Here is a 24,152-nt window from a genome sequence, read left to right on the forward strand (position 1 = left end):
AGTTTGGCACTTTTTTTATATTTTTTCTTAGTTGAAATCAGATCTTTCGACTCTGCAATTCTTAGTAATCTCTTTTGGGTTGTAAAATAGGATAGCTTCCCGATATCACAGGTTATCCAACGTCTTCCGAGTTTCTCTGCAGTTGTAGCTGTAGTACCTGAACCGCCAAAAAAATCCAATACTAAGTCTCCTGGTTTTGTGGAAGACTCAATAATTCTTTTAACCAAAGCTTCAGGCTTTTGTGTTGGATATCCCACTAATTCACTTCTATACCTATCTGTAGACCAGATATCTACCCACCAATCCTCAACTTTTTTTCCTTTGTTCTCTAACTCTTTTTTTAGTTCTAGATTTCCCTCTGTGCTACCAAAAAGCTTGCCCGTGTTATGTACACCACTTTTATGTTCTATCCTCGGTGAATCGAAATAGTTATTCTTTGTTTTACTATAAAAGAGAATATTATCATGCTTTCGAGGGAAATAACTTCCTGCCTGTGAAGGGCCAGTATAACACCAAGCAATCTCATTTCTAAAATTATTCTTTTCAAATATCTCATCCATCAAGACCTTGACATAATGAGACATTTTTTGATCTAAGTGAATAAAAATACTACCATCATCGGCTAAAATCTCTTTTGCCAGAAGGAGTCTTCTCCTTAAAAACTCAACAAATTCAGCTCCCTTCTTCTTATCTGTATATGCTTTTGCCCCTTCTTTATTCATGAACTCATCTTCAGTTGCAAAAGGAGGATCTATGTAAATAAGTTTTACTCTTCCCTTTACTTTATCTTTTATTAGTGGATCCTTATTCTCATACACAGTCTTTAAAAATTGCAGATTATCTCCAAAAACAATCATGTTTATCCACTCTAAATCATCACTCGATGATAAAGAATCCTTGTTAAAAAACTTCTCAATTTGTAATGGTACGGGGAAAACACCATCTTCGTTTGCTATCAAATCTTCTTTTCTAATTTTCCCAGCATAATTCAATTCGTATTCCATATGTTCTGTCGGAAACAAAACGTATTTAAACTCTTCAGGTAACGATTGGCCTTTGTTTATTAGTTGAATTAAATACGCCTTTTGACTTTCGGTTATCATAATATCCTCCTTGTAGCTCAATTATCAATTATTTGTTTTTTAGTCTATTGTCCACGGGTTTTTTCGCGTCCTTTGGAATCGCCCAAGCCCAACCTAATCTTACTACACCTTCAATTTTTCCTTGATGGCACAAAACCTGAACCCTTCTTTCAGTAATACCCCAATTTTGAGCTGCTTCTTTAGTTGTGATGTAATTCATACGCTCACCTTCTTACTTTGGATTATAATACTAATTTAATTATAATCGTAGAAACGAATAATATCAATGAAGAATCTAAAATTGTTGGCATTTACTTAACAAGAAACTAATTATTATTTTGCTAAACAATTAAACCCTTAAAGTAAGACTACACTAATAGAGGTGATTTCAATTCCGCTCTTTTTACTTGACCCCTTAAAACACACCTAAAATCTATCATTTTATCCATCCTCATAAAACAAAAAACTGAGAAAACTGTAAACACGACATTTTCAAGGGAAACTACATCTATTTTCTTATCAGCAGACAGACGGTTTCAACGTGTGTACTACTAATAAACTTAATTTGAACTTCACATATACAATTAGTAGCATCAAAGTGATAATAATCCTATCAACTCACTTCGATTTTGTTAGCAATCCTATCAACTCACTCAACTAAAATCGTTATTATTCATTCAACACTCCAACTCACCAATCTTGGATATCTTCCCTCGAAGCAAAAATCCGTGATTATCCTTCCGGCTTAGAACCAGACCTCAAATCACGGAAAGCCTTTATTTACTTATCTTATTACACGCTTACTTATCAACCCTTGACATCAATACTACCGTCTCAACGTGCAGCGTCTGCGGAAACATGTCCACCGGCTGCACCTTCTTCACCTGATACCCACCAGCGGTAAGCATTTTGAGGTCACGTGCGAGCGTTGCCGGGTTGCAGGAGACGTAGACAATTCGTTTGGGATGCATGTCAATCATGGTGCTGATGAGCGATGCGTCGCAGCCTTTGCGCGGGGGATCGACGACGATGACGTCGGGCGCGATGCCTTGATCGCGCCATGCCGGGATCACATCCTCCGACTTGCCGACTTGGAATGTAGCGTTGGTGATTTTGTTGCGCTCGGCATTTTTTCGCGCGTCCTCGATCGCTTCTGGCACAATTTCCACACCATAGACATGTTTTGCTTTTTTGGCAAGAAAAAGAGAAATTGTGCCGATACCGCAGTAGGCGTCGATTACGGTTTCGCTGCCGGTCAATCCGGCATATTCGAGTGCTTTGCCATAGAGCACTTCAGTCTGGACCGGATTGACCTGGAAAAACGAACGTGCGGAGATTGCAAACGTGATGTCGCCAATTTGATCATAGATCACGTCGCGACCCCAGAGCGTTTTGGTTTCATCGCCGAAAATCGCATTCGTGCGTTTTGAATTAATATTTTGCGCGATCGATTTGATCTGTGGGTAGCGTTCGGTGAGTCCCTTGATCAAAGTTTTGCGGTGCGGCAGTTCGTCGCCGCGCGTAACAAAGACAACCATGACTTCGCCGGTTTTTCTGCCGATGCGGGCCATGACATGGCGAAGCACGCCGCGGTGTTTGGCTTCATTGTAAGGCTCGATCTGATTGTCTTCGGCGATACGGCGTGCGGTTTGGACAACTTCATCGATAAGCGGATCAGTGATCATACAATGATCCATGTTGATGATCTCGTGGCTGCGTTTTTTATAAAAACCAAAGGCAAACTGACCGTTCTGCACTGCGACGGGCACCTGAATCTTATTGCGATAGCGCCATGGTTCGTCCATGCCGAGCGTCGGTTCAACTCGGATACCGCTTAAGCCGCCGATTCGTTCTAAGTCGTTTTGCACGATTTCGCGTTTATATGCGAGCTGGCCTTCAGCGCTGATGTGCTGGATGGCACAGCCACCGCATTGCGGGTAATAGGGGCACGGCGGATCAGTGCGCCGCGCGCTCGGTTCCGTGATTTCGAGCAGGCGGCCGTAGCCATAGCCCTTTTTCGTTTTGACGACCTGGATTATCGCTTTTTCACCAGGCAGCCCGCCGGGAATGAACAAGGCATAGCCATTGACCTTGGCAACGGCGGACCCATCCTGAGTCAGGTCGGTGAACATAACCTCGAGCTGTTGATTTTTTTCTACGGGTGCGGTGGATTCTGCCATGGATTGGAACGCCTGCTCTCTTGATTAATCGGTCTGTTTTGCATATATTTCGGTCTCTTTTAGAAAAGAATCGGCCGGTTTTCGAGTTTTATCGGTCGGTTTGGCGAAATAATCGGTCGCTTTCGTTGTGAAAGCGCTGTGCCATTTTTCATTAGAAAAGCCATGAACCTTGAACTGTTCATGGCCCAATATTTATTGAAGCTGCTTGATTTCGTCTTCATCGGCCAGCAGCTGAGCGTCTTCCGTCTCTTTCGGCACCATCAGATTCAAATGGCGGTAAAGATTGACAATTTCGCCGGGAAGGTCACCGCCGTATTCGCCATCAATGTTCAGTTGCATTTTTTCCTCAGATTCAATTTTAATGCGGCTGGCCTGAGCATAGATCACTTTTTCATCTTTCATGTGCTCGCCGCGGGTCGCCATGGTCACGAGCCGGACAAATTCAGCAAGATTAGCTGCTTTCAGGATGATCAGATCAAACAGCCCGTCGTTCATTTTCGCCTCGGGAGCAAGTTTCTCAAAGCCACCGACTGAATTGCTGTTGGACACGAGAAAAAGCATAATATCGCCTTCAAAGACGCGATCATCGTACTCAATTTTCACCTTGGTCGGGCGAATGGACGGCAGCATTTCGATACCCTTGATAAAGTAAGCCAGCTGTCCGAGCATGGTTTTCAGTTTGCTTGGTACATCGTAGGTCAGCTCGGTTAATTTGCCGCCGCCGGCAATGTTGACAAAGTAATTGTCGTTCACTTTGCCGATGTCAATCGGCATTTCGTGCCCTTCGCAAAGGACATCACAGGCTTTGACGATATCACGAGGGATACCGACGGCACGGGCAAAGTCATTTGTCGTGCCCAGTGGCAGAATGCCGAGTTTCGGACGGTACTCCTTTTCCGCCAGTCCATTGATAACCTCATTTATCGTTCCGTCACCGCCGGCAGCCACCACCAGATCAAATTTTCTTTTGATTGCTCTGCGCGCCGCTTTCGTCGCATCGCCTTCACGTTTAGTCGCATAGGCTGACGCTTCATAACCCGCGTCTTCCAGCCGGTCAAGTATATAAGCAATATTCTTTTTTGCCAGTTCGCGCCCGGAAGTCGGGTTGTAAATAATTCTGGCCTTCCGCATAATCATCACCCAATCAATCTCTGTATATCGATCAATCTTTTTTATAGACAAGGAAGCTGCTTCGTTAATGCTGTAAATTTATTTTTAATCATTATGTCACCACATACTGTTTTAATTATATTGTAAACGATTTTTAAAATCAAAAGCGAACATGTGAAAATTCCCGACTGGCAAGCAGCAGGAAAAAACTTTTAAACAGGCCCATGTTAAAAATCGGTAAAACATATTCAAAACGAAAAAAGGCCCGGACATCGAATACAGGATTTCGATAACCGGGCAAACAGGAACAGGTTCCATTTTCAGTTCATGAAATTGGGTTACCAGGCGGGAACGACAGAACCTGAGAACGTTTTTCTGATGTAGCTTTCAATTTGTTCCGAGTGATAGTATTTTTCGATCTGCTTGACCACTTTGTCATTTTTGTTTTCATTTCGAACGACAAAATAATTCGGGTAACTATTATTGGTCAGCGATTCATGATAAATGGAATCCTTCAGAATGGTCAGTCCGGAGCCCATGGCAAAATTGGAATTGATAGCAGCTGCTGTCACCTCATCCAGATGGGCGGTGATTTGTGCGGGATCCATGGACACAAATTTAATCTTTTTGGGATTGCTGATTATGTCCCTTGTAGAACCTGTTCGCTGAGTTCCGGGTTTCATCTTAATAACCCCCGCCTTCTCAAGCAATGTCAGGCTTCGCGGCTGGCTGGACGGATCATTTGGAATAGCGATCTTATCTCCATTTTTAAGATCTTTCAGATCCTTGATCTTATTTGAATAAATTCCCATCGGTAAGGCAACGGTCTTGAAAACCTCGGTTATTTTATAGCCTCTGTCTTTCACTTGCGCTTTCAGAAATGGCAGGGTTTCATAACTGCTTGCATCCAGATCCCCATCGTCCAATGCGGTGTTCGGTTGATTATAGTCGTTAAATACCTTTATGTGAATAGTGAGTCCATCTTTTTTTGCAAGTTTTGCAACCTGTTCCATAATCTGTTCGTGCGGTCCTCCGGTTACGCCAACTGTAAGCCCTTTTGTACTCAGTTCGCCGGATGTGCTATTTCCGCATGCAGACAGCGCAAAAGTCATGATCAGTATAACTCCGATTAATAAGCATTTGGATTGCTTCATCTGTTTCGCTCCTCATGTTGATTTTCATTTTATACGTGCCCTGTGTATATGTGTCCATATTAACAAGAATATGAACGTAAAACAAACAAAACACAGCTGTTAACTATACTTTACCCAAACAAAAATTGAGCGATTCAATCTCTGATTATGATTCATTGTTCCGGCTTTCTGAAATTGCATTGCATCATCATTGACGGCCGCTCGCTTGCCGCGGGCGCACCGCAAGTCTTCTCGGACGCAGGCTTTCGTATCTGGTTTACACTTTTATGCTTAGCTAAAATCTTATACTTAAAGCTAAAAAAACGGGTCATCCGCTTCGTCTGCGGCGACCCGTTTTTCAATTTCTTTGATTACAGTTTATCAATTTCTTCGAGAATGATTTTGTTGACGATTTTCGGATTGGCTTTGCCTCGGGATTGTTTCATGACTTGTCCAACGAGAAAGCCAAGCGCACGGTCCTTACCGTTCTTATAGTCAATCATTGACTGCTTGTTGGCTTCAAGAATCGGTGCCATCAAGTCACGCAGTGCGCCTTCGTCGGAAATCTGAACGAGTCCCTTGGCCTTAACGATTTCTTCCGGATCGCCGCCTTTTTCGATCAGGTCTTTGAAGACCTTCTTGGCAATCTTGCTGGAAATCGTGCCTTTCTCAATCAGTTTGACGAGCTTGGCCAAGCCGGTTGCGGTCATCGGCACCTGGTCAATCGTTTGGTAAGTGCTGTTCAGGTACGCAGACACATCGCCCATCAGCCAGTTGGAAACAAGTTTTGCATCGGCGCCTTCGGCGACCGCTGCCTCGAAGAAGTCGGACATCGTCTTGGTCTGGGTAAGCACCATAGCGTCATACCCGGGAAGGCCAAGTTCATCGACATAGCGCTTCTGCCGCGCGTCCGGAAGTTCAGGAATTTCCGCCTCGATGCGGTCGATCCATTCCTGATCGATTTTCAGTTTGATAATGTCCGGCTCCGGGAAGTAGCGGTAGTCGTCGGAGCCTTCCTTGCCGCGCATCACGGTCGTCGTCTTGGTCGCATCGTTGTAACGGCGCGTTTCCTGAACCACTTCGCCGCCGGAAAGCAGCACGCGTTCCTGACGTTTTTCTTCATAAGCCAGTCCTTTTTCAACGAAGGTGAACGAGTTGAGGTTCTTTAGTTCGGTTTTCGTTCCGAATGTTGTCTGACCGAACGGGCGGATCGAAATATTGGCATCACAGCGCAGCGAGCCTTCCTCCATCTTGACATCGGATACATCAATGTACTGCATGATCGCCTTCAGTTTTTCCAGATAGAGATACGCTTCATGCGGATTACGCATATCCGCTTCAGACACGATTTCGATCAGCGGTGTGCCGACACGGTTGAAATCGACAAGCGAACCGGAGCCATCTTCGAGGTGATTCAGTTTGCCGGCGTCTTCTTCAAGATGCAGGCGGTGCACACCGATACGCTTCTTTTCGCCGTCAACTTCGATTTCAATGTAGCCGTTGCGGCCGATTGGCTGGTCGAACTGGGAAATTTGATAAGCCTTCGGATTATCCGGGTAAAAATAGTTCTTGCGGTCGAATTTCGTTTCACGCGAAATCTCGCAATTCAGCGCAAGTGCGGCCTTGATTGCGTAATCAACCGCTTCATGATTCAGAATCGGGAGTACGCCCGGATGTCCGAGACAGATCGGACAGGTATTCGTATTCGGTTCTGCGCCAAACTGGTTGGCACAGCCGCAGAATGCTTTTGTTTTCGTCTTCAGTTCCACATGGACTTCAAGTCCGATGACCGTTTCAAAATTACTCATTTCTTCATCGCCCCTTTGGCAGGCGTTAATGTAAATCCGGCAGTCTGTTCATAGGCATGCGCCGCGCGGTACAGCGTCTCCTCGCCAAACGGACGGCCGATCATCTGAAGACCGACCGGAAGACCGTCCGCAAGACCGCATGGCAGGCTGATCGCCGGAGCACCGGCAAGGTTAACCGGAATGGTCAGCAGGTCGTTCGCGTACATCGTCAGCGGATCATCAATGTTCTCACCGATCTTAAATGCGGTCGTTGGGGTCGTCGGCCCGACAATGATATCGTGATTCTGGAATACTTTTTCGAAATCCTGTCTGATCAGTGTGCGCACCTGCTGCGCTTTTTTATAGTAGGCGTCGTAATAGCCGGAACTCAAAGCGAACGTGCCAAGCATGATCCGGCGCTTCACTTCGTCACCGAATCCTTCGCTTCTTGATTTTTTATACATTTCAATTAAGTCGTTTGTTTCTGCTCGAACGCCGTAACGGACACCATCAAAACGGGCGAGGTTAGCTGAGGCTTCAGAGGAAGCAATGATGTAGTAGGCCGGAACGGCATATTTCGAATGCGGCAGCGACACTTCATCAATCACAGCCCCAAGTGATTCCAATTGCTGAATCGCTGCGCGGACTGATGCTTTCACTGATTCGTCGATACCTTCACCCAGATATTCTTTCGGCACCGCAACACGGAGGCCTTTGATATCGCCGGTCAGCGCATCTGCATAATGCGGAACCGGAACATCCGCGCTCGTCGAGTCGTGGCGGTCAAGACCCGCGATGGCTTCAAGCAGGAAGGCATTGTCTTCAACCGTGCGGGTAATCGGGCCCGCCTGATCCAGTGAGGACGCAAAAGCAACCAGGCCATAACGTGAGACGCGTCCGTATGTCGGCTTCATGCCGACGACGCCGCAGAAAGCGGATGGCTGGCGAATGGAACCGCCAGTGTCAGTGCCAAGCGCAAACAGTACTTCACCTGCGGCAACAGCAGCTGCGGAACCACCGCTCGAACCGCCCGGCACACGCTCGAGATCCCATGGATTTCTTGTTTTTGCAAAAAAAGACGTTTCAGTTGATGAGCCCATGGCGAATTCGTCCATGTTCAATTTGCCAATCATAATGGCTTTCTGCGCATGGACCTTTTCCACAACGGTGGCATCATAGAGCGGATCATAGTTTTCAAGAATATGGCTGGCACATGTTGTTTTCAGGCCCCTGGTCACCATATTATCCTTGATTCCGATCGGCATACCAGCAAGCAATGTGTGTCCGTCCGCCTCGCTCTCGTCCAGCGTATGTGCCTCACTGCGGGCCGCCTCTTCGTTTAACGCAAGAAATGCCTTCACGTCTTTGTCGACTTCATCGATGCGTGCGAACGCTTCATCGACAAGATCGGATGCCTTAATTTCTTTGTTATGTAACTTTTGAGCCAAAGACACGAGGCCTTCTTCAAAAAGTGGCATCACTGTTTTCCTCCTTCTATTCGATCAATCCGCTTCCATAATCAGCGGCACTTTCACTTGCCCATCTTCCTGAACCGGTGCATTCTTCAGTGCTTCTTCGCGCGGCAGCGACGGTTCGACAACATCTTCGCGCATCACGTTGTACATATCCAGCACATGCGTGGTCGGCTCGATTCCCTCAGTGTCCAGCTCGTTCAGCTGTTCCGCGAAACCGATGATGTCATCGAGCTGTGTGGTGAAGGTCTTGATTTCTTCGTCTGTAAAAGAAAGACGTGCCAGATTCGCCACATATTGCACCTGTTCCTCGTTGATTCTGCTCATCTCTTTCACCTCCGCCAAACGGCTTGATTTGCCACCTCTTGGCAAATTCCAACAATGCCTTAATCATATCAAATTCTGTCTCCACTGTGCAATGACCACAGGCTTATACGCAGCAATTCATGCAAAAAAGTTTCCTTAAAACAATGTGCTGAGCATTTGGTAAAAAACGGACAAACCAAACGCAGCAATCAGAATAGCAGACAAACGGTTGACCAGTACCAAAGACTTTGTGTCCATCTTTTCCCGAAAATACCCGGTACATACACTGAGCAGCAGCCACCACAGCGCGGAACCGCAGAATACACCAAGTACAATGACAAAGGCCCCCGCGCGACCGGGCACAGCCCCAAGGCCTGCAAAAATACCGAGAAACGAAAAAATCGTCATCGGGTTTGTCAGCGTCAGACCAAAAGTCGATGCATACATCCCGATCAGCTGACCGGCAGCTACCGGCCGGAACAGCGGTTTGTCCGCCACTTCGGAATGCCACGTCTGCCAGGCCAAAAAACACAGAAAAGCGCCGCCAATCAACTGAAGCAAGGGTTGACGATCCAGAAGATAATGTGAGATTACGGTCAGACCCAATACGGCAATTGATCCATACACCGCATCCGCACTCGCCGCGCCAAGCCCGGTGACCAGTCCGTGCAACCTGCCGCTTGCCAATGTCCGGCGTATACAGAGCACGCCGATCGGGCCGACGGGAGCCGCAATCGCGAATCCGAGCAGTATGCCCTTTAAATAAATGTACAGATCCATCGGCAGGTCACGAAAAGCGGTCCGCATGAATGGGAATCTGCGCCGTCTCCTTGAGCGAGTTCATCACAATGGTCGTTCGCGTTTTAACGCCCGGAAGCTTTTTCAGTTCACTGCTGATCACGCGATCCAGATCCTTCGTATCTCTGGCGCGTACTTTCAACAGATAATCATAGTCCCCGGCAATGTGGTGACATTCCTGAACCTCACCCATTGACTGAATGAGGTTGAGAAAATGGGCACGCTGTCTGGTTTGCTCAAGAGTCACCGCGACAAAAGCAGTGCACGTATTACCGACCAGTTCCGGATTAATGAGTGCCTCATAGGCCTTGATGACCCCTTTCTCTTCAAGACGGCGCACGCGTTCCGCAACAGCCGGGGACGACATGTCGACTTCAGAGGCCAGATCGGACCAGGTCGCACGGCCATACTTCATCAGAATTTGCAGCATCTTCAAATCAAGTTTATCCAACCCACCACTTCCTTATTATTTTTAATTATTTATTGATTATTTTTTAATTATACTATGTATATCGTTTATTTAACATAATATTTTAATTATATAACAAACATATTTTACAAACGAAATTTGGAGCCCGTTTTTTATGGTTAAAATCTGCTGCGCGCTTGTCATGGGGGCACCTCTGCTTTGATGCTTAGCTGAGCCATTGTTTGATTGGTTGGACATGGGCAAAATTATTTAGTGGCAAGGCATAGCTCGTTCCTTGATCGCATTTTAGCGTGATTTACAGGCCATCCTGATTCGCCGTATTTTACCGGCGATTCATCGTAATTTACCGGTCAAATCGTACTCGCGTGATATATCGGCCTGTTTGCGTATTTTATCGATCTATTCGATTCGCCGCATTGTCACTGGCGCGCGAGTCACGCTGATGGTGAAGGCAAAGACAACATCGCACTTATACGATAATCCGCTGAATTTTAAACTTTCTTATAGTATAAGAAAAGCGAGACTGCCATAAGACAGTTTCGCTTTTCACCTGATCCATGTCAACTAATGCTGATAGAGATGAACATATGGATCATCCATCGAATCTGTTCGTTCGATCAATGCCTCCTGCGTATTGTTTGAGGCAATGTAAATGTGCACCGGGATGCTCCGGGTAAAAGGAAAACGATTTTTCACCAGCGATGTGACATAATTTGTAAAGCCGATCATTTCTGATTCATCAACAAATTTATTGAAATTAATATTAATCGTCAGATCATTCATATCTTTATTCTGATAAGATGCCTTGCCAATGACGCCGACATAGTTTGGATAGTACTTTTGTACATCGTTCTTAAACTTATTGAATTTCGCAAGATCCTCTTTATAACCCTTTGTCGCCGCGTCCGATGGAAAAAGAACATGCTGCTGATCGACTGCGGTCCATTTTCCGATTGCGCTTGATCCCGCATTGACTACCGTCTTGGCGAAAAAATCACCCGGCACGTACGACTGCGGTTCTGCCGCGATATATAAAGACAGGAAAATCGGTACCTTCTGTATATCCTCATAAGTTTTGTCGCTTTGATCCTGATTATCCCTGCCCAGGCTGCGGATACGCTGCACGATTTGCTGGGCATGTGCTTTGCCCCATGCCTCTACTTTTGCCCGTGAAAGTTTCACTGAAATTGGATAGATCTTATTATTATAGTTGATATTGTCTGCGTAGACTGAATTAAGCGAAACCGCGATCGAAAGCCCTGCCAGTTTGTATTTGCCTTTCTCTTTCTTCATGTAGTCCTGCTCGAGAACATAATTAATATACTTAGGACTGTCTTTCGACTGATCGACAATGGTTTTCCCTTTACCGAGTGCCGGATTCAGCCCGGAGACTTTACTTCCTTTCGGTTCCTGGCCTTTTCGATAAAGAATGCCGTTAAGATCCTTATCCGTCAGGTACTGTCCCATTTGGAAAACATAATCGTTCGGGCTGAACACGTCTTTGGAGAGATCCATCAATCCGGTCTCCAATTGATCCATATCCACCAGATTTTTCGGACCGTACTGAATGTAACCGCGCGTCGTATTGCTGGATTTCGGACGCAGCATTTGATAATCCGAAGCTTTATTTCCGGGAATCAGATTGGCACTTTCTGTTTTTCCGCTGCCGCTCTTGACGGCACTGTCTTCAGAGGCACTGTTAAACCAGCACCCGGAGAGCATCAGCTGCAAGGCAAGTAAAACGGAGCCTGCTGTCACTGTTTTTTTCCACTTCACTTGAAGCACCTCTTATTCCTTGAGCATTTCCGCAAACCGTGCTTCATCCCAGATCTCGATCTGCAACGTTTGCGCTTTTCTGAGTTTCGATCCGGCCGCCTCACCGGCAATCACGAGGTCAGTGCTTGCACTGACGCTGCCAGTGACCTTGCCGCCTCGCTTTTCAATCGCTTCCTTTGCTTCGTTGCGCGTCATCAGTGTCAGTTTTCCAGTCAGGACAATCGTTTTCCCATTAAATGGAGAATCGGATTGTACTGCCAATTCCGGATCCGGTCCCAGATACGTCATGTTGACACCGGCACTTTTCAGTTCACCGATGAGCCCGCGGACCTCAGGCTTCGAAAAATAAGTGATCAGCGAATCAGCCATCTTCTCACCGATCTCATCAACTGAAAGCAGTGCTTCTTTATCCGCAGACATCAGTTCATCCATCGTTTTAAAGGCCTGCGCGAGCAGCCTGGCTGCCTTCGAACCGATATAGCGAATGCCAAGGCCAAACAGTAAATGCTCAAGCGAGTTTTCCTTCGAGCGTTCGATAGCGCGGAGCAAGTTGTCGGTTGACTTTTCACCCATGCGTTCCATCGAAATCAGATCATGGCGATCTAGTTTATAGAGATCGGCAACATCGACAATCAGACTTTTTTCGAAAAGCTGAGTAATCACTTTCTCACCCAGCCCGTCAATGTTCATGGCAGCGCGTGACACAAAATGGATCAATCCCTCTCTGATCAGCGCCGGGCATTTTGGGTTGATACAGCGCAGAGCAACTTCTTCGTCAAGCCGCACAAGCGCGCTGCCGCATTCCGGGCAATGCGTCGGCATCACGTACGGAGTTTCCTTACCCGTCCGCTGTTCCGTAAGGACATTAACCACTTCCGGAATGATATCTCCGGCCTTCCGGATCACGACGCGGTCACCGATTCGCAAATCTTTCTCTCGAATTAAGTCTTCGTTATGCAGTGACGCTCTTTTGACCGTTGTACCGGCAACCGAAACCGGTGTCAGTACCGCGGTCGGCGTGGCCGCACCAGTGCGGCCGATGCTCACCTCGATCGCCTCCAGCGTCGAGACAACCTCTTCGGCCGGAAATTTATAAGCAATCATCCAGCGCGGCGATTTCACTGTGGCACCGAGTTGCTGCTGCTGCGCCATCGAATCGACCTTAACCACAATGCCGTCAATACCGTACGGCAACGCATCTCGCTTTTCTGTGTATTCTTTTATATAGTCGAAGACTTCCCTGATCGTCTTGCAACGTCTCGATTCTGGGTTAACCGGAAGACCAAGGCGCCGGATTTCCTCAAGCAGCCCGTGATGTGTTTTAATTTTCTCACGATCAAACCGGCCAGCACTGTACAAAAAGACGGACAGGCGCCGTTTTGCAGTAATTTTCGGATCAAGCTGGCGGAGTGAACCGGCAGCAGCATTTCGCGGATTGGCAAACAACGGCTCACCGGCCAGCCTGCGTTCCTCATTCAAATGGTTAAATGATTTTTTCGGCATATACGCTTCGCCGCGAACTTCAATGTCGACAGGTTCAGGAAGTACGAGCGGAAGTGAGCGCACAGTCCTGAGGTTGTTGGTAATATCTTCGCCGATCACTCCGTTGCCTCGCGTTGCACCAAGCACAAATCTTCCTTTTTCATAGGTCAGAGAAATCGCCAGCCCGTCAATTTTCAATTCACAGACGTAAACCACCTCATCGCCAACTGCCTGTCGCACGCGGCGATCAAAATCCAGCAGCTCGTCCTCGCTGAACACATCACCGAGACTGAGCATCGGAATCTCATGCATCACTTTGCTGAATGCTTTGAGCGGTTCGCCGCCCACGCGCTGCGTTGGTGAATCAGGCGTGATCCATTCGGGATGTGCCTGCTCAAGCGCAATCAGCTCATTCAGCAGCCTGTCGTATTCGCTGTCCGGAACGCTCGGATTGTCCTCGACATAATATTCATAACTGTACTGATTCAATTGCCGATGCAGGTCGATGACCCGCTGCGGCAGCCGTTCTTCCATGATCGATTGCTCCTTTAACTTATGCTCTTTTCTGGCAACCCGAATCTGATCTGCTCAGATAAATTGATCGGTGAACAGCCATGTTTTCATTTCCTGGTCTAGTATGACCTGATCATCGTTTCTCAATCGGGGCAAAAGCGCCGAGCAGACGCTTCACGCCGACAGGGCTTGGAAATGCGATATCCAGTTCTACACTGTCACCGGTTCCTTTCGTTGCAACAATGGTGCCTTCGCCCCACTTCTTATGCGCAACCCGGTCACCGATATGCCACGACTCCTCATGATGTGTCCGGCGCTGGAGCATCGGCCGTGACTGAGAAAATGCCGATGAAAAGCGTTTTTCAAAACCTGAATGCGGATTCGTTCCGCCTGAAAAGCGCCCGGTCATCTTCTCTTCCTCCGAAGCTTCCTGCTCAAGCAGTTCTTCTGGTATCTCCTTGATAAAACGCGAAGCCGGATTCGTGATGGTCTGACCGTACAGCATGCGCACCTGGGCATTGGTCAGATATAGCTGCTGTTTCGCACGTGTGATGCCGACATAAGCCAGCCGTCGTTCTTCTTCCATCTCATCGCCGTCATCCAGTGCACGCAGATGCGGAAAAATTCCTTCTTCCATGCCGGCAAGAAAAACAACCGGAAATTCCAGCCCTTTGGCCGAGTGAAGTGTCATCAGCGTCACCGCGTCCTGCGGTGCCTGATCTTCCTGATCCTCGGTATCGGAATCCAGCGCAAGTTCAGTCAGAAAATTAATCAGCGATTTATCATCATGCCCCCGTTCGAATTCCTTAGTGACGGATAGAAATTCTTCCAGGTTTTCCAGACGGCTCTGCGCTTCGATCGTCCGCTCCGCCTTCAGTGCATCCCGGTATCCGGATTTATCCAGAACTTCCTCGACCAGATCCGTGACAGACAGAAATTCCTGCATTTTCGACCAGTTCTGAATCATCTCCGCGAAAGCAGTCATTTTGCCGGCCGTGCGAGCGGCTACACCCGTCTGGTCAACATCGGCAATAGCCTGCATCAGTGAAAGATCTGCCTTGAGCGCGTAATCGGCCAGTTTATCCATTGAAGAAGCACCAATCCCGCGTTTCGGTTCGTTAATGACGCGTGCCAGACTGATCTCATCGTCTGGATTTGCGATCAGACGCAAATAGGCGAGCACATCCTTGATCTCTTTGCGGTCGTAAAATTTAATACTGCCGACCATTCGGTACGGGATATTCGACTTTACCAGTGTCTCTTCAATCACGCGCGATTGGGCGTTCGTTCGATAGAGGACGGCAAAATCCGAATACGTGAATCCGTTGTTGAACAGTTCACGCATTTTACCGGCTACATAGTAGCCTTCTTCCCGTTCGGTCGGAGCCCGATAATAAGTGATCTTCTGACCATCATCATTTTCCGTCCACAGATTTTTCGGTTTCCGATTATGATTATTTTGAATGACATGGTTCGCCGCATCAAGAATTTTTTTCGTCGAGCGATAATTCTGCTCCAGCTTAATCATCGTTGCGTTCGGATAGTCTTCCTCAAAGGAGAGAATGTTATGGATATCCGCGCCACGCCACCCATAAATTGACTGATCCGAGTCGCCGACAACGCACAGATTCTTGAGGCGATCGGCAAGCATGTGTACCAGCAGATACTGCGCGCGATTCGTGTCCTGATATTCATCGACATGAATGTAGCGGAATTTTTTCTGATAGAATTCCAGTACTTCCGGAACGCGTTGAAACAGATGTACTGTCGTCATGATCAGATCGTCAAAATCAAGTGACTGATTCTGAAGCAGTTTCTTTTCATAGTCTCCATAAACATCGCGCACCACCTCATCAAAAGGGCCTTTTACCGATTTTGAGTAGGCAGCAGCCGTTTTCAATTCATTCTTTGCCGCACTGATCGCGCTCAAAATACTGCGCGGGGTGAATTTCTTCGGATCAAAATTTCGATCTTTGAGAATCTGCTTGACGACCGATAGCTGATCCGTACTGTCCAAAATGGTAAAGTTGCGGCTAATGCCGACACGGTCGATATCACGCCGTAAAATACGGACACACATTGAGTGGAAGGTTGACACCCAGGCATCCTCAGCAAGCGGTCCGGCGAGATTGGACAGCCGTTCTTTCATTTCCTTCGCCGCTTTATTGGTAAAAGTGATGGCCAGTATGTTCCATGGGGCCACATCGCGTTCAATCATTAAGTAAGCCATGCGGTGCGTCAGAACACGTGTTTTCCCGCTTCCCGCACCAGCCATAATCAGCAGCGGGCCCTCATGGTGGGTGACCGCCTTCAGCTGTTCAGGGTTCAGTCCGTCAAGCAGCTCCTGAGTTATTTTCTCCATCTAGTGATCACTTCCTAAATCATAAATACATCCCAGAGACAATTCGTTGTAAAACTGACACATGCCGTCCCGCGGACGGATTTCGTTTATTTTCCCAGGCGGTCGAGTGTCATTTTATAACCGTCCGTACCAAAATTAATGCAGCGCTTTACCCGGGAAATGGTTGCCGTACTGGCACCGGTCTCTTCTTCAATCTGATGATAGGTTTGTCCTGCCATCAGCATACGCGCAACTTCAAGCCGCTGTGAGAGCGACTGCACCTCACCCATTGTGCACAGATCATCGAAGAAACGATAGCATTCTTCACGATTCTTCAAAGTTAAAATTGCATCGAATAACTGATCGAGGGCTCTGCCTCTTAATTTATCAATTTGCAATCGTGTCCATTCCTTTCTCATCAATAACATCGCTTTATCTTTTTTCCTGCTTCATCATTTCTTGTTTTCGATTCAGGCATGCCATTATCTTTTTTTAGATAATGCTCAGGTTGTCTGCCCGTTTTTCAAAAACGAGCCGTTAACCAGAACGAACACCATCGGTTGGCAAGTGTCTTTCAAAAAATTCAGTTTCACCAAGTATCCGGCGGAGGCCCGTAAACCTTTAAATGCTTGTAAACTTTCAGTACTTGTCCTTTTAACATCTTACCTCAAATAGGGCCGGTGATAAAGCCGCAAACAGAAAATAGTTTCATTCTTCACCGCGCGAAACCATTAACGACTGCAGACATGTTGTTCATTTCGTTTTTCGTTTCGGTATGCTAGCCTTAAAGAGAAATAACGATTAGGGAGCTGTGATCGCAGTGAACATACTGTGGGATTTTGACGGGACGATTCTTGACACCTATCCCGTGTATACAAAACTTTTTCGCCATGTGCTGCAAAACAGAGCAAGCGAAAAGGAAATACTGGCAAAACTGAAAATCTCGTTTTCGGAAGCATTTACCTATTATCATATGACTGAAAAGGAGATTGAAACATTTCGTGGTCTGATCCGCGCCCATCCGGCAGACGGTTTCAGACCGTTTCCCGACATTGAAAAGGTATTGGCCGCTGCTGATAAAAATGTGATTATGACACACAATAACCGTATCGATTTAGTGCGTGCACTGCGCCGCTATGGGCTTGAGCATTATTTTGCAGAAATGGTTACTGAGGAAAACGGGTTCCCAAGAAAACCGGATCCTTCATCCTATAGCTACCTGGATCAACGGCACGGTTTTGATCTGGCAATCGGTGACCGCCTGCTCGATATCATACCGGCGAAAAAGTTAGGCAAAAAAACTTGCCTGTTCCAGAATCACCAGCCTGGCGCTGATTTTTATCTCGACAGCTATGATCAGTTTTTCGATCAGGTCAGATTATAATTGGCCATGGAAAAAACGCCATCCGTTTCATGATGGCGCCGATTTTACAGTAGAGACTATTATCAATAGTTTTAAAAACCGCCTGGCAGAGACATGAGCAACTCAAACAGGAGGTTTTTTAGTTTACTGCCGGTTCCTGATGTTCTTCCAGGGTTTGCGTGGTGTACCTTTTGATCAAATCGGCCGACGCACTGAATCCTTCCCATTCTTTTTCACTGAGCTGGTATCTAATGATCTTTTCGACACCATTGCGGCCGAGGACAATCGGAACACCAATTGCCAGGTCATGTTGACCGTATTCGCCGTTCTGGACCACCGATGCTGCGGTCACAATGCGTGCATCATTCAGGATTGACCTGGCGAAGAATGCCAGTTCATTGCCGATGCCGAATTGCGTATTGCCTTTGCGCTTGTGAATTTCCCAGCCGAAATGGCGAGCCGCATCTTCAACTTCCTCACGATTAATTTTCGGAAATACATCAGCATTATCCGCTTCAAATTGATCAAGCGGCTGACCACCGACAGTTACGTGCGACCACGCGGCAATCTGTGAGTCACCATGTTCGCCGACCATGAATGCATTGATGCTGCGCGGATCGACATTGCCGATCGCCTTTGAAAGCAGACGTCGGAAGCGCATACTGTCGAGCGCCGTACCTGTTCCAATCACATGATTTTTCGGCAGACCAGACAGCTTATAGAATAAATAGGTAATAATGTCACAAGGATTCGTCGCGATCACATATTTTCCTTTAAAGCCTGCCTTGCGCAGCTTCGGGACAATATCGTAAGTAATAGCTGCTGATCCCTTCAGCAATTCCAGACGCGAATCGCTGATCACCTTTTTTCTCTCTGTTACAGCTACGAGAATAACATCGCACACAGCCAGCCCTGCAAGCGGCACTTCGGCCACGCGTGTCCGCGATGGTGTCAGTTCAATGCTGTCGGCGAAGTCAAATGCCTCGCCTTTTGCCCGCTCGGTATCAATATCCGAAATATAGAGCTCATCGGCAATATTTTCATGAAGAATAGCCGATGCCGCTGCTTTGCCAACATTGCCGATTCCGACAATTCCCACTCGCCTTACTGCTTCACTCATTGTCAACCTCTCCTTCAAGCTTCTGTTTTCTTTATATGATCCAGAAGTGTATTTAAGTGTGATGGTGTTTCACCAAGAACTGGCGAAGTCAAGTTTTCTAATACTATAAGCTTACATATTTCTAAGGATTATAGTATAAGTGCAACTAAGCCTTCGCCAAGAACTGGCGAAGTCAAGTTTTCTAATACTATAAGCTTACATATTTCTAAGGATTATAGTATAAGTGCAACTAAGCCTTCGCCAAGAACTGGCGAAGTCAAGTTTTCTAATATGGTGCCGTTTATTTTACTCTTTACAGATCTGTTTATCAAGAATCTTTTGATTATTTGATACGAAAATTCGATCTGCTTCCTAAAAAGGCTCAGAATGATTGATTAGAAGGATGGAATACGCCGCAATTCACAGTTTACCAACCATTATTCACATGAAAATTGTAACGAAGCTGAGAAAAATAGTAACGATACCCTTAGGAGTGGTAACGAAATCCGGAAAAGCCGGAACGAAGCTCGGAAAAGCGGTAGCGGTAGCTGATCTTCATCCTGTGTATCAAAAAACTGCCTTTGCTTTTTCAGGCAAAGACAGTTTTTATGACAAATCGATTATTTCGAAATTTCCAATGCGTGATGAGCAATATCATTGCGGAAGAATACGGCATCGGTTTTGATGCTGTCGAGGTCGCGGTTGACGGCATCACGTGCAGCGCGAAGATCATTGCCAAGCCGAGTAACGAGCAATACGCGGCCGCCGTTGGTCAGCCAATCTGCACCGGCCTTTTTCGTCCCGGCGTGAAACAGCAGTGCGTCGGCCGGCAGCGCGTCGAGATCGCCGAGCTTCTGCTCCTTGCTGTAACTGCCGGGATAGCCGCTTGACGCAAGCACAACACCGACCGCAGTTTTTTCACTCCAGGAAAGTTCGGGCCGATTGCCGTCTAACACGTCAAGCACAGCCTGTACAAAATCCGACTCCAGGCGCGGCAGCACAACCTGTGTTTCCGGATCGCCAAAACGGCAGTTGAATTCGATCACTTTCGGTCCGGCCGCAGTCAGCATCAATCCGGCATAGAGCACGCCGGTTAAGGAGCAGCCTTCTTGAACCATTCCCGAAGCAGTCGGTTGAAGGATTGTCCGCACCGCTTCATTTACAATCTTTTGCGAGATTTGCGGAACCGGTGAGTAGGCGCCCATGCCGCCGGTGTTCGGACCTTTGTCACCTTCGAATGCTCGTTTATGATCCTGGGCAATGGCTAAAGGGACAACATTCTCTCCATTTACCAGAGCCATCAGTGAGAATTCTTCACCTTCAAGGTACTCCTCGATGACCACGCGCGAGCCGGCCTCAGCAAACTTTTTGTCCCTCATGATCGCTTTCAAACCAGCTTCTGCTTCGGCCATGGTCAAAGCAACAATAACGCCTTTTCCGGCAGCAAGTCCATCGGCTTTAAGCACAATTGGTGCGCCAATTTTTTGCAGGTAGTCGCTTGCTTCCCGGTAATCGGTAAAAGTTGCGTAGTGAGATGTGGGAATCCTGTATTTTTTCATCAGTGCTTTTGCAAAGGCCTTGCTGCCTTCAATCTGCGCGGCAGCTTTTGACGGCCCGAAGATCTTCAGTCTTCTTGCGGCAAAAACATCAGCAATACCACCGACAAGCGGCTGTTCAGGTCCGACAAGGGTCAGGTCGACATTATGGCTTTCAGCAAAATTCGCGAGTGCTTCGAAATCCATTGCATCGATTGACACACATTCAGCAACAGCAGCCATACCGTCACTGCCCGGAGCAGCATACACTTTGCTCACTAATTTGCTTTGCGACACTTTCCACGCCATCGCATGTTCGCGGCCACCGCCGCCGACAATCAATACGTTCATGATCGTTCCCCTTTCGCCAAGCGAATAAAGTTAATGTTTGAAGTGGCGCATGCCGGTGAACACCATCGCAATGTTGTACTTGTTGGCCATGTCAATGGATTCCTGATCGCGGATCGATCCACCCGGTTGTATGATTGCGGTAATTCCCGCTTTTGCCGCAGCTTCCACGGTATCACCCATCGGGAAGTATGCATCTGACGAAAGTACGGCGCCTTTTGTTTTCTCGCCAGCTTCTTCAAGTGCGATTTTTGCTGCACCGACACGATTCGTTTGACCACCACCCATGCCAACCATCAGCCCATCGTTCACAAGAGCAATTGCGTTTGATTTGACATGTTTAACAATTGTCCAGGCGAATTTCAGACTTTCCATTTCCGCTTCGGTCGGTTTGCGGTCAGTGACAACCTTCAGATTTTCTTCGATATCGTCATAACCTTTCGTGTCAAGATCCTGAATGAGCATGCCGCCGCGCACCGACGTGTATTGTGCATAATCTTGCGATTCGTGGCTCATCGAGACCTGCAGCAGACGCAGATTCTTTTTCTTTTCAAGAATTGCCAGCGCTTCCTCTGTGTATGAGGGGGCAATAATGATTTCCAGAAAAATTTTGTGCAGCTCTGTTGCCAGATCCGCGTCAACTTTGCGATTGAGCGCGATAATGCCGCCGAAAATCGATACGGGATCGGTTTCATAGGCTTTAGCATAGGCTTCATTAACTGATTGCCCGATACCGATGCCGCAGGGATTCATGTGCTTAACGGCAACAGCGGCCGGCTGTTTGAACTCTTTGACAATGCCGAGCGCGGCATCAGCGTCGCGGATGTTGTTGTACGAGAGTTCTTTGCCATGCAACTGTTTTGCTGCGGCAATCGTTGCGGCATCCTTGATCGGATCGCTGTAGAACGCTGCTTTTTGATGAGGATTCTCACCATAGCGCAGGGATTGCTTCTTTTCGTAGGTCAGCGTTAACTTTTCTGGAAATTCTTCGCCGACTTGTTTTGTGAAGTAGTCAGCGATCAAAGCATCATAAGCAGCCGTATGGCGGAATACTTTAGCTGCAAGCTTCTGCTTCAGTTCGAAAGGGACATCCGCATTCTCGTCGAGGCTTTCAGCAACCAGATCATAATCGGCCGGATCGCAGACAACTGTTACGCTGCGATGATTCTTCGCTGCAGAGCGGAGCATACTCGGACCGCCGATATCAATGTTCTCAACCGCGTCATCGTAAGCGACATCCGGTTTGGAAATGGTTTCTTTAAACGGATACAGGTTAACCACAACAAAATCAATCGGCTGAATGCCAAGTTCCTTAATCGCATTCATATGTTCTTCTTTTCCGCGAACCGCTAAAAGTCCGCCATGAACCGCAGGGTGCAGCGTTTTGACACGTCCGTCAAGAATTTCCGGAAAATCAGTGATTTCACTGATCGACATCACCCGAATGCCTGCATTTTCAATTGCTTTTTTCGTTCCACCGGTAGAGATGATTTCAATACCTGCGTTCACCAGTTTTTGTACAAAATCAATCAGTCCAGTCTTATCAGACACGCTGACTAATGCTCGTTTCGCCACTTCGATTCTTCCTTTCTCGTTTCAATCCTCTATTGGATATCTGTGTGTTCAGATTTCATGAAATTTGGCGCATTCGTGTCGGCGTAGGCACATTCGATGCTGTTGGTGCTTCATTCGGTGCAACTTTTCTTCCGTTCGGTGCAACTTTCGCCTTGTTCGGTGCAACTTTCGCCTTGTTCGGTGCCACTTTTCTTTAATTCGGTTGAATGTTTTTCACTGCTTGCTTAATAGTTTCGCGATCGTTGCCGGATAAAGCTTGTGCTCGGTTTCATGAATGCGAGCTTCCAATGTATCCACGGTGTCATCATCAAGGATTGGGACCGCAGCCTGAGCGATGATCGGTCCGGTGTCCATGCCTTCATCAACGTAATGGATGGTGATACCAGTGATTTTGACACCCTTCTCGAAGGCTTGGCCAATCGCATCGAGTCCGGTAAAAGACGGCAAAAGCGACGGATGAATATTAATAATACGATGCGGATAGGCGCTCAGCATGACCTTGCCGAGAATCCGCATATATCCGGCGAGAAAAATATAGGCAATGCCATGTTTGCGGCACGCCGCAGCAATGACTTCTTCAAATGCAGCCTTCGACGGATAGTCTTTTCTTGAAATCACCAGGGTTTCGATTCCTGCCGCATGTGCGCGATCAATAACTGCAGCGCCAGGCTGATCACAGACAACCAATTCAATTGTTGCGGGAATTTGTCCACGTCTGACTGCTTCGTTGATCGCGGTAAAGTTCGTGCCGTGCCCTGATGCAAAAACAGCGATTTTATGCTTCATCGACATTCACCAGCATCAATTCCTGTCCCTCAGCCACGTGACCGATCACCGTCGGCTGCTCTCCCGCGGCATTCAGCGTGGATAATGCTTTTTCCTTATCTTCCGGCGCAACCGTCAGCACCAGGCCAATACCCATGTTAAATGTATGGAACATGTCGTCGATCTGCAGACCGCCCAGCTTCTTCAGCCAGTCAAAGACGGCCGGGCGTGTCCATGACAGCACATCGATGTTCGCAGTCAGCCCGGACGGGAACATACGCGGTATGTTTTCATAAAAACCACCGCCGGTGATATGTGCAATGCCATGAACATCCACGGATTTCAGCAGTTCCAGCACCGGTTTCACGTAAATTCTTGTCGGCGTCAGCAAAACGTCGCCAACCGTTTTAGCCGGTTCCGGGGCATACGTATCGCTGTAATTAATGCCGGCATCGGATACAAGTTTGCGAATGAGTGAGAAGCCATTGCTGTGCGTGCCGCTTGACGGAAGCCCGATCAGAACGTCGCCGGCTTGTACTTTGTCACCGGTAATTCGCTTTGACTTCTCAACAACACCGACGGAAAATCCGGCAATATCGTAATCATTCTCCTGATACATGCCCGGCATCTCCGCGGTTTCGCCGCCGATCAATGCACAGCCTGCCTCGGCGCATCCGTCGGCAATGCCTTTAACAATAGCCTCTGCCTTCTCTGGACTGAGCGCGGAACATGCAAGATAATCAAGAAAATAGAGCGGCTGGGCGCCCTGTGTAATAATATCGTTGACACACATTGCCACCGCATCAATACCGACCGTATCATGCCGATCAGTCGCAAAAGCAATCATCAGCTTCGTGCCGACGCCGTCGGTTCCCGACACCAGAACGGGTTCCCTGATTTTTGTCTGCGACAGGTCAATCGCCCCGCCGAAGCCGCCAAGACCGCCGATCACTTCGGGTCGAAATGTTCGCTGAACATGTTTCTTAATGCGGTTGATCGTCTCATAACCGGCTTCAATATTGACGCCAGCTTTCCTGTATGCGTTCGCCATGATCGT

At 47.5% G+C, this 24,152-nt stretch carries 21 protein-coding genes; 2 read left to right on the forward strand and 19 right to left on the reverse strand.

Annotation, left to right across the window (positions count from 1 at the left end):
- The 14 genes from M3N64_RS12245 to M3N64_RS12310 all read right to left on the reverse strand — a co-directional run.
- The coding region (locus M3N64_RS12245) for a DNA methyltransferase (RefSeq protein WP_249102692.1) at positions 1 to 1,103 on the reverse strand (1,103 nt) is incomplete at its 3' end.
- A gap of 28 nt (positions 1,104 to 1,131) precedes the next feature.
- On the reverse strand, positions 1,132 to 1,302 hold the full coding sequence (locus M3N64_RS12250; RefSeq protein WP_249102693.1) for a helix-turn-helix domain-containing protein: 171 nt from the start codon (positions 1,300 to 1,302) through the stop codon (positions 1,132 to 1,134).
- 580 nt (positions 1,303 to 1,882) lie between these two features.
- The gene (rlmD, locus tag M3N64_RS12255) at positions 1,883 to 3,262 is read right to left on the reverse strand and encodes a 23S rRNA (uracil(1939)-C(5))-methyltransferase RlmD (RefSeq protein WP_249102699.1); all 1,380 of its coding nucleotides are present in this window, start codon (positions 3,260 to 3,262) and stop codon (positions 1,883 to 1,885) included.
- Positions 3,263 to 3,454: 192 nt separating this feature from the next.
- Positions 3,455 to 4,393, reverse strand: coding sequence for a diacylglycerol kinase (locus tag M3N64_RS12260; RefSeq protein ID WP_249102792.1), 939 nt, complete (start codon positions 4,391 to 4,393; stop codon positions 3,455 to 3,457).
- 317 nt (positions 4,394 to 4,710) lie between these two features.
- Positions 4,711 to 5,526, reverse strand: a complete 816-nt coding sequence (locus M3N64_RS12265) for a MetQ/NlpA family ABC transporter substrate-binding protein (protein ID WP_249102701.1) — start codon at positions 5,524 to 5,526, stop codon at positions 4,711 to 4,713.
- Between the two features lie 350 nt (positions 5,527 to 5,876).
- Positions 5,877 to 7,313: an Asp-tRNA(Asn)/Glu-tRNA(Gln) amidotransferase subunit GatB gene (gene gatB, locus M3N64_RS12270; protein ID WP_249102703.1), complete on the reverse strand. Its 1,437-nt coding sequence runs from the start codon at positions 7,311 to 7,313 to the stop codon at positions 5,877 to 5,879.
- Positions 7,310 to 8,770: an Asp-tRNA(Asn)/Glu-tRNA(Gln) amidotransferase subunit GatA gene (gatA, locus tag M3N64_RS12275; protein WP_249102708.1), complete on the reverse strand. Its 1,461-nt coding sequence runs from the start codon at positions 8,768 to 8,770 to the stop codon at positions 7,310 to 7,312. Before gatA ends, gatB begins: the two co-directional genes overlap by 4 nt.
- Positions 8,771 to 8,794: 24 nt before the next feature.
- Positions 8,795 to 9,091, reverse strand: a complete 297-nt coding sequence (gene gatC / locus M3N64_RS12280) for an Asp-tRNA(Asn)/Glu-tRNA(Gln) amidotransferase subunit GatC (protein ID WP_249102713.1) — start codon at positions 9,089 to 9,091, stop codon at positions 8,795 to 8,797.
- A 135-nt stretch (positions 9,092 to 9,226) separates the two neighbouring features.
- Positions 9,227 to 9,877, reverse strand: coding sequence for a LysE/ArgO family amino acid transporter (locus M3N64_RS12285; protein WP_249102715.1), 651 nt, complete (start codon positions 9,875 to 9,877; stop codon positions 9,227 to 9,229).
- Complete coding sequence (locus tag M3N64_RS12290) at positions 9,858 to 10,319, reverse strand: Lrp/AsnC family transcriptional regulator (protein ID WP_249102717.1); 462 nt, start codon at positions 10,317 to 10,319, stop codon at positions 9,858 to 9,860. The genes M3N64_RS12285 and M3N64_RS12290 overlap by 20 nt, the downstream gene beginning before the upstream one ends.
- 543 nt (positions 10,320 to 10,862) lie before the next feature.
- Positions 10,863 to 12,074, reverse strand: coding sequence for a CamS family sex pheromone protein (locus tag M3N64_RS12295; protein WP_249102719.1), 1,212 nt, complete (start codon positions 12,072 to 12,074; stop codon positions 10,863 to 10,865).
- Positions 12,075 to 12,086: 12 nt separating this feature from the next.
- Positions 12,087 to 14,090 carry an NAD-dependent DNA ligase LigA gene (ligA, locus tag M3N64_RS12300; RefSeq protein WP_249102722.1) on the reverse strand — a complete coding sequence of 668 codons (2,004 nt, stop codon included), beginning with the start codon at positions 14,088 to 14,090 and terminating at the stop codon, positions 12,087 to 12,089.
- Positions 14,091 to 14,202: 112 nt separating this feature from the next.
- The gene (pcrA, locus tag M3N64_RS12305) at positions 14,203 to 16,431 is read right to left on the reverse strand and encodes a DNA helicase PcrA (RefSeq protein WP_249102724.1); all 2,229 of its coding nucleotides are present in this window, start codon (positions 16,429 to 16,431) and stop codon (positions 14,203 to 14,205) included.
- Between the two features lie 86 nt (positions 16,432 to 16,517).
- On the reverse strand, positions 16,518 to 16,808 hold the full coding sequence (locus tag M3N64_RS12310; RefSeq protein WP_249102795.1) for a YerC/YecD family TrpR-related protein: 291 nt from the start codon (positions 16,806 to 16,808) through the stop codon (positions 16,518 to 16,520).
- A 422-nt stretch (positions 16,809 to 17,230) separates the two neighbouring features.
- On the opposite strand from M3N64_RS12310, the gene M3N64_RS12315 reads away from it, so the two are divergent.
- Positions 17,231 to 17,794, forward strand: a complete 564-nt coding sequence (locus tag M3N64_RS12315; RefSeq protein ID WP_249102726.1) for an HAD-IA family hydrolase — start codon at positions 17,231 to 17,233, stop codon at positions 17,792 to 17,794.
- Between the two features lie 118 nt (positions 17,795 to 17,912).
- Here the strand turns inward: M3N64_RS12315 and M3N64_RS12320 are convergent, their stop codons facing one another.
- From M3N64_RS12320 to purH, 3 genes are all read right to left on the reverse strand, one after another.
- On the reverse strand, positions 17,913 to 18,893 hold the full coding sequence (locus M3N64_RS12320; protein WP_249102728.1) for a lactate/malate family dehydrogenase: 981 nt from the start codon (positions 18,891 to 18,893) through the stop codon (positions 17,913 to 17,915).
- Between the two features lie 599 nt (positions 18,894 to 19,492).
- Positions 19,493 to 20,758 (reverse strand): phosphoribosylamine--glycine ligase, encoded by a 1,266-nt coding sequence (gene purD, locus M3N64_RS12325; RefSeq protein WP_249102733.1) that lies wholly within the window; start codon positions 20,756 to 20,758, stop codon positions 19,493 to 19,495.
- Between the two features lie 30 nt (positions 20,759 to 20,788).
- The gene (purH, locus tag M3N64_RS12330) at positions 20,789 to 22,330 is read right to left on the reverse strand and encodes a bifunctional phosphoribosylaminoimidazolecarboxamide formyltransferase/IMP cyclohydrolase (RefSeq protein WP_249102741.1); all 1,542 of its coding nucleotides are present in this window, start codon (positions 22,328 to 22,330) and stop codon (positions 20,789 to 20,791) included.
- A gap of 44 nt (positions 22,331 to 22,374) precedes the next feature.
- Between purH and M3N64_RS12335 the strand changes: the two genes are divergently transcribed.
- The gene (locus M3N64_RS12335) at positions 22,375 to 22,527 is read left to right on the forward strand and encodes a hypothetical protein (RefSeq protein WP_249102748.1); all 153 of its coding nucleotides are present in this window, start codon (positions 22,375 to 22,377) and stop codon (positions 22,525 to 22,527) included.
- A 16-nt stretch (positions 22,528 to 22,543) separates the two neighbouring features.
- On the opposite strand, the gene purN is transcribed toward M3N64_RS12335, so the two are convergent.
- Positions 22,544 to 23,116: a phosphoribosylglycinamide formyltransferase gene (gene purN, locus M3N64_RS12340; RefSeq protein WP_249102750.1), complete on the reverse strand. Its 573-nt coding sequence runs from the start codon at positions 23,114 to 23,116 to the stop codon at positions 22,544 to 22,546.
- Positions 23,106 to 24,146: a phosphoribosylformylglycinamidine cyclo-ligase gene (gene purM, locus M3N64_RS12345; protein ID WP_249102751.1), complete on the reverse strand. Its 1,041-nt coding sequence runs from the start codon at positions 24,144 to 24,146 to the stop codon at positions 23,106 to 23,108. Before purM ends, purN begins: the two co-directional genes overlap by 11 nt.
- Positions 24,147 to 24,152: the final 6 nt, after the last annotated feature.

The sequence above is a fragment of the Sporolactobacillus mangiferae genome (assembly GCF_023336505.1).
GTDB lineage: Bacteria > Bacillota > Bacilli > Bacillales > Sporolactobacillaceae > Sporolactobacillus > Sporolactobacillus mangiferae.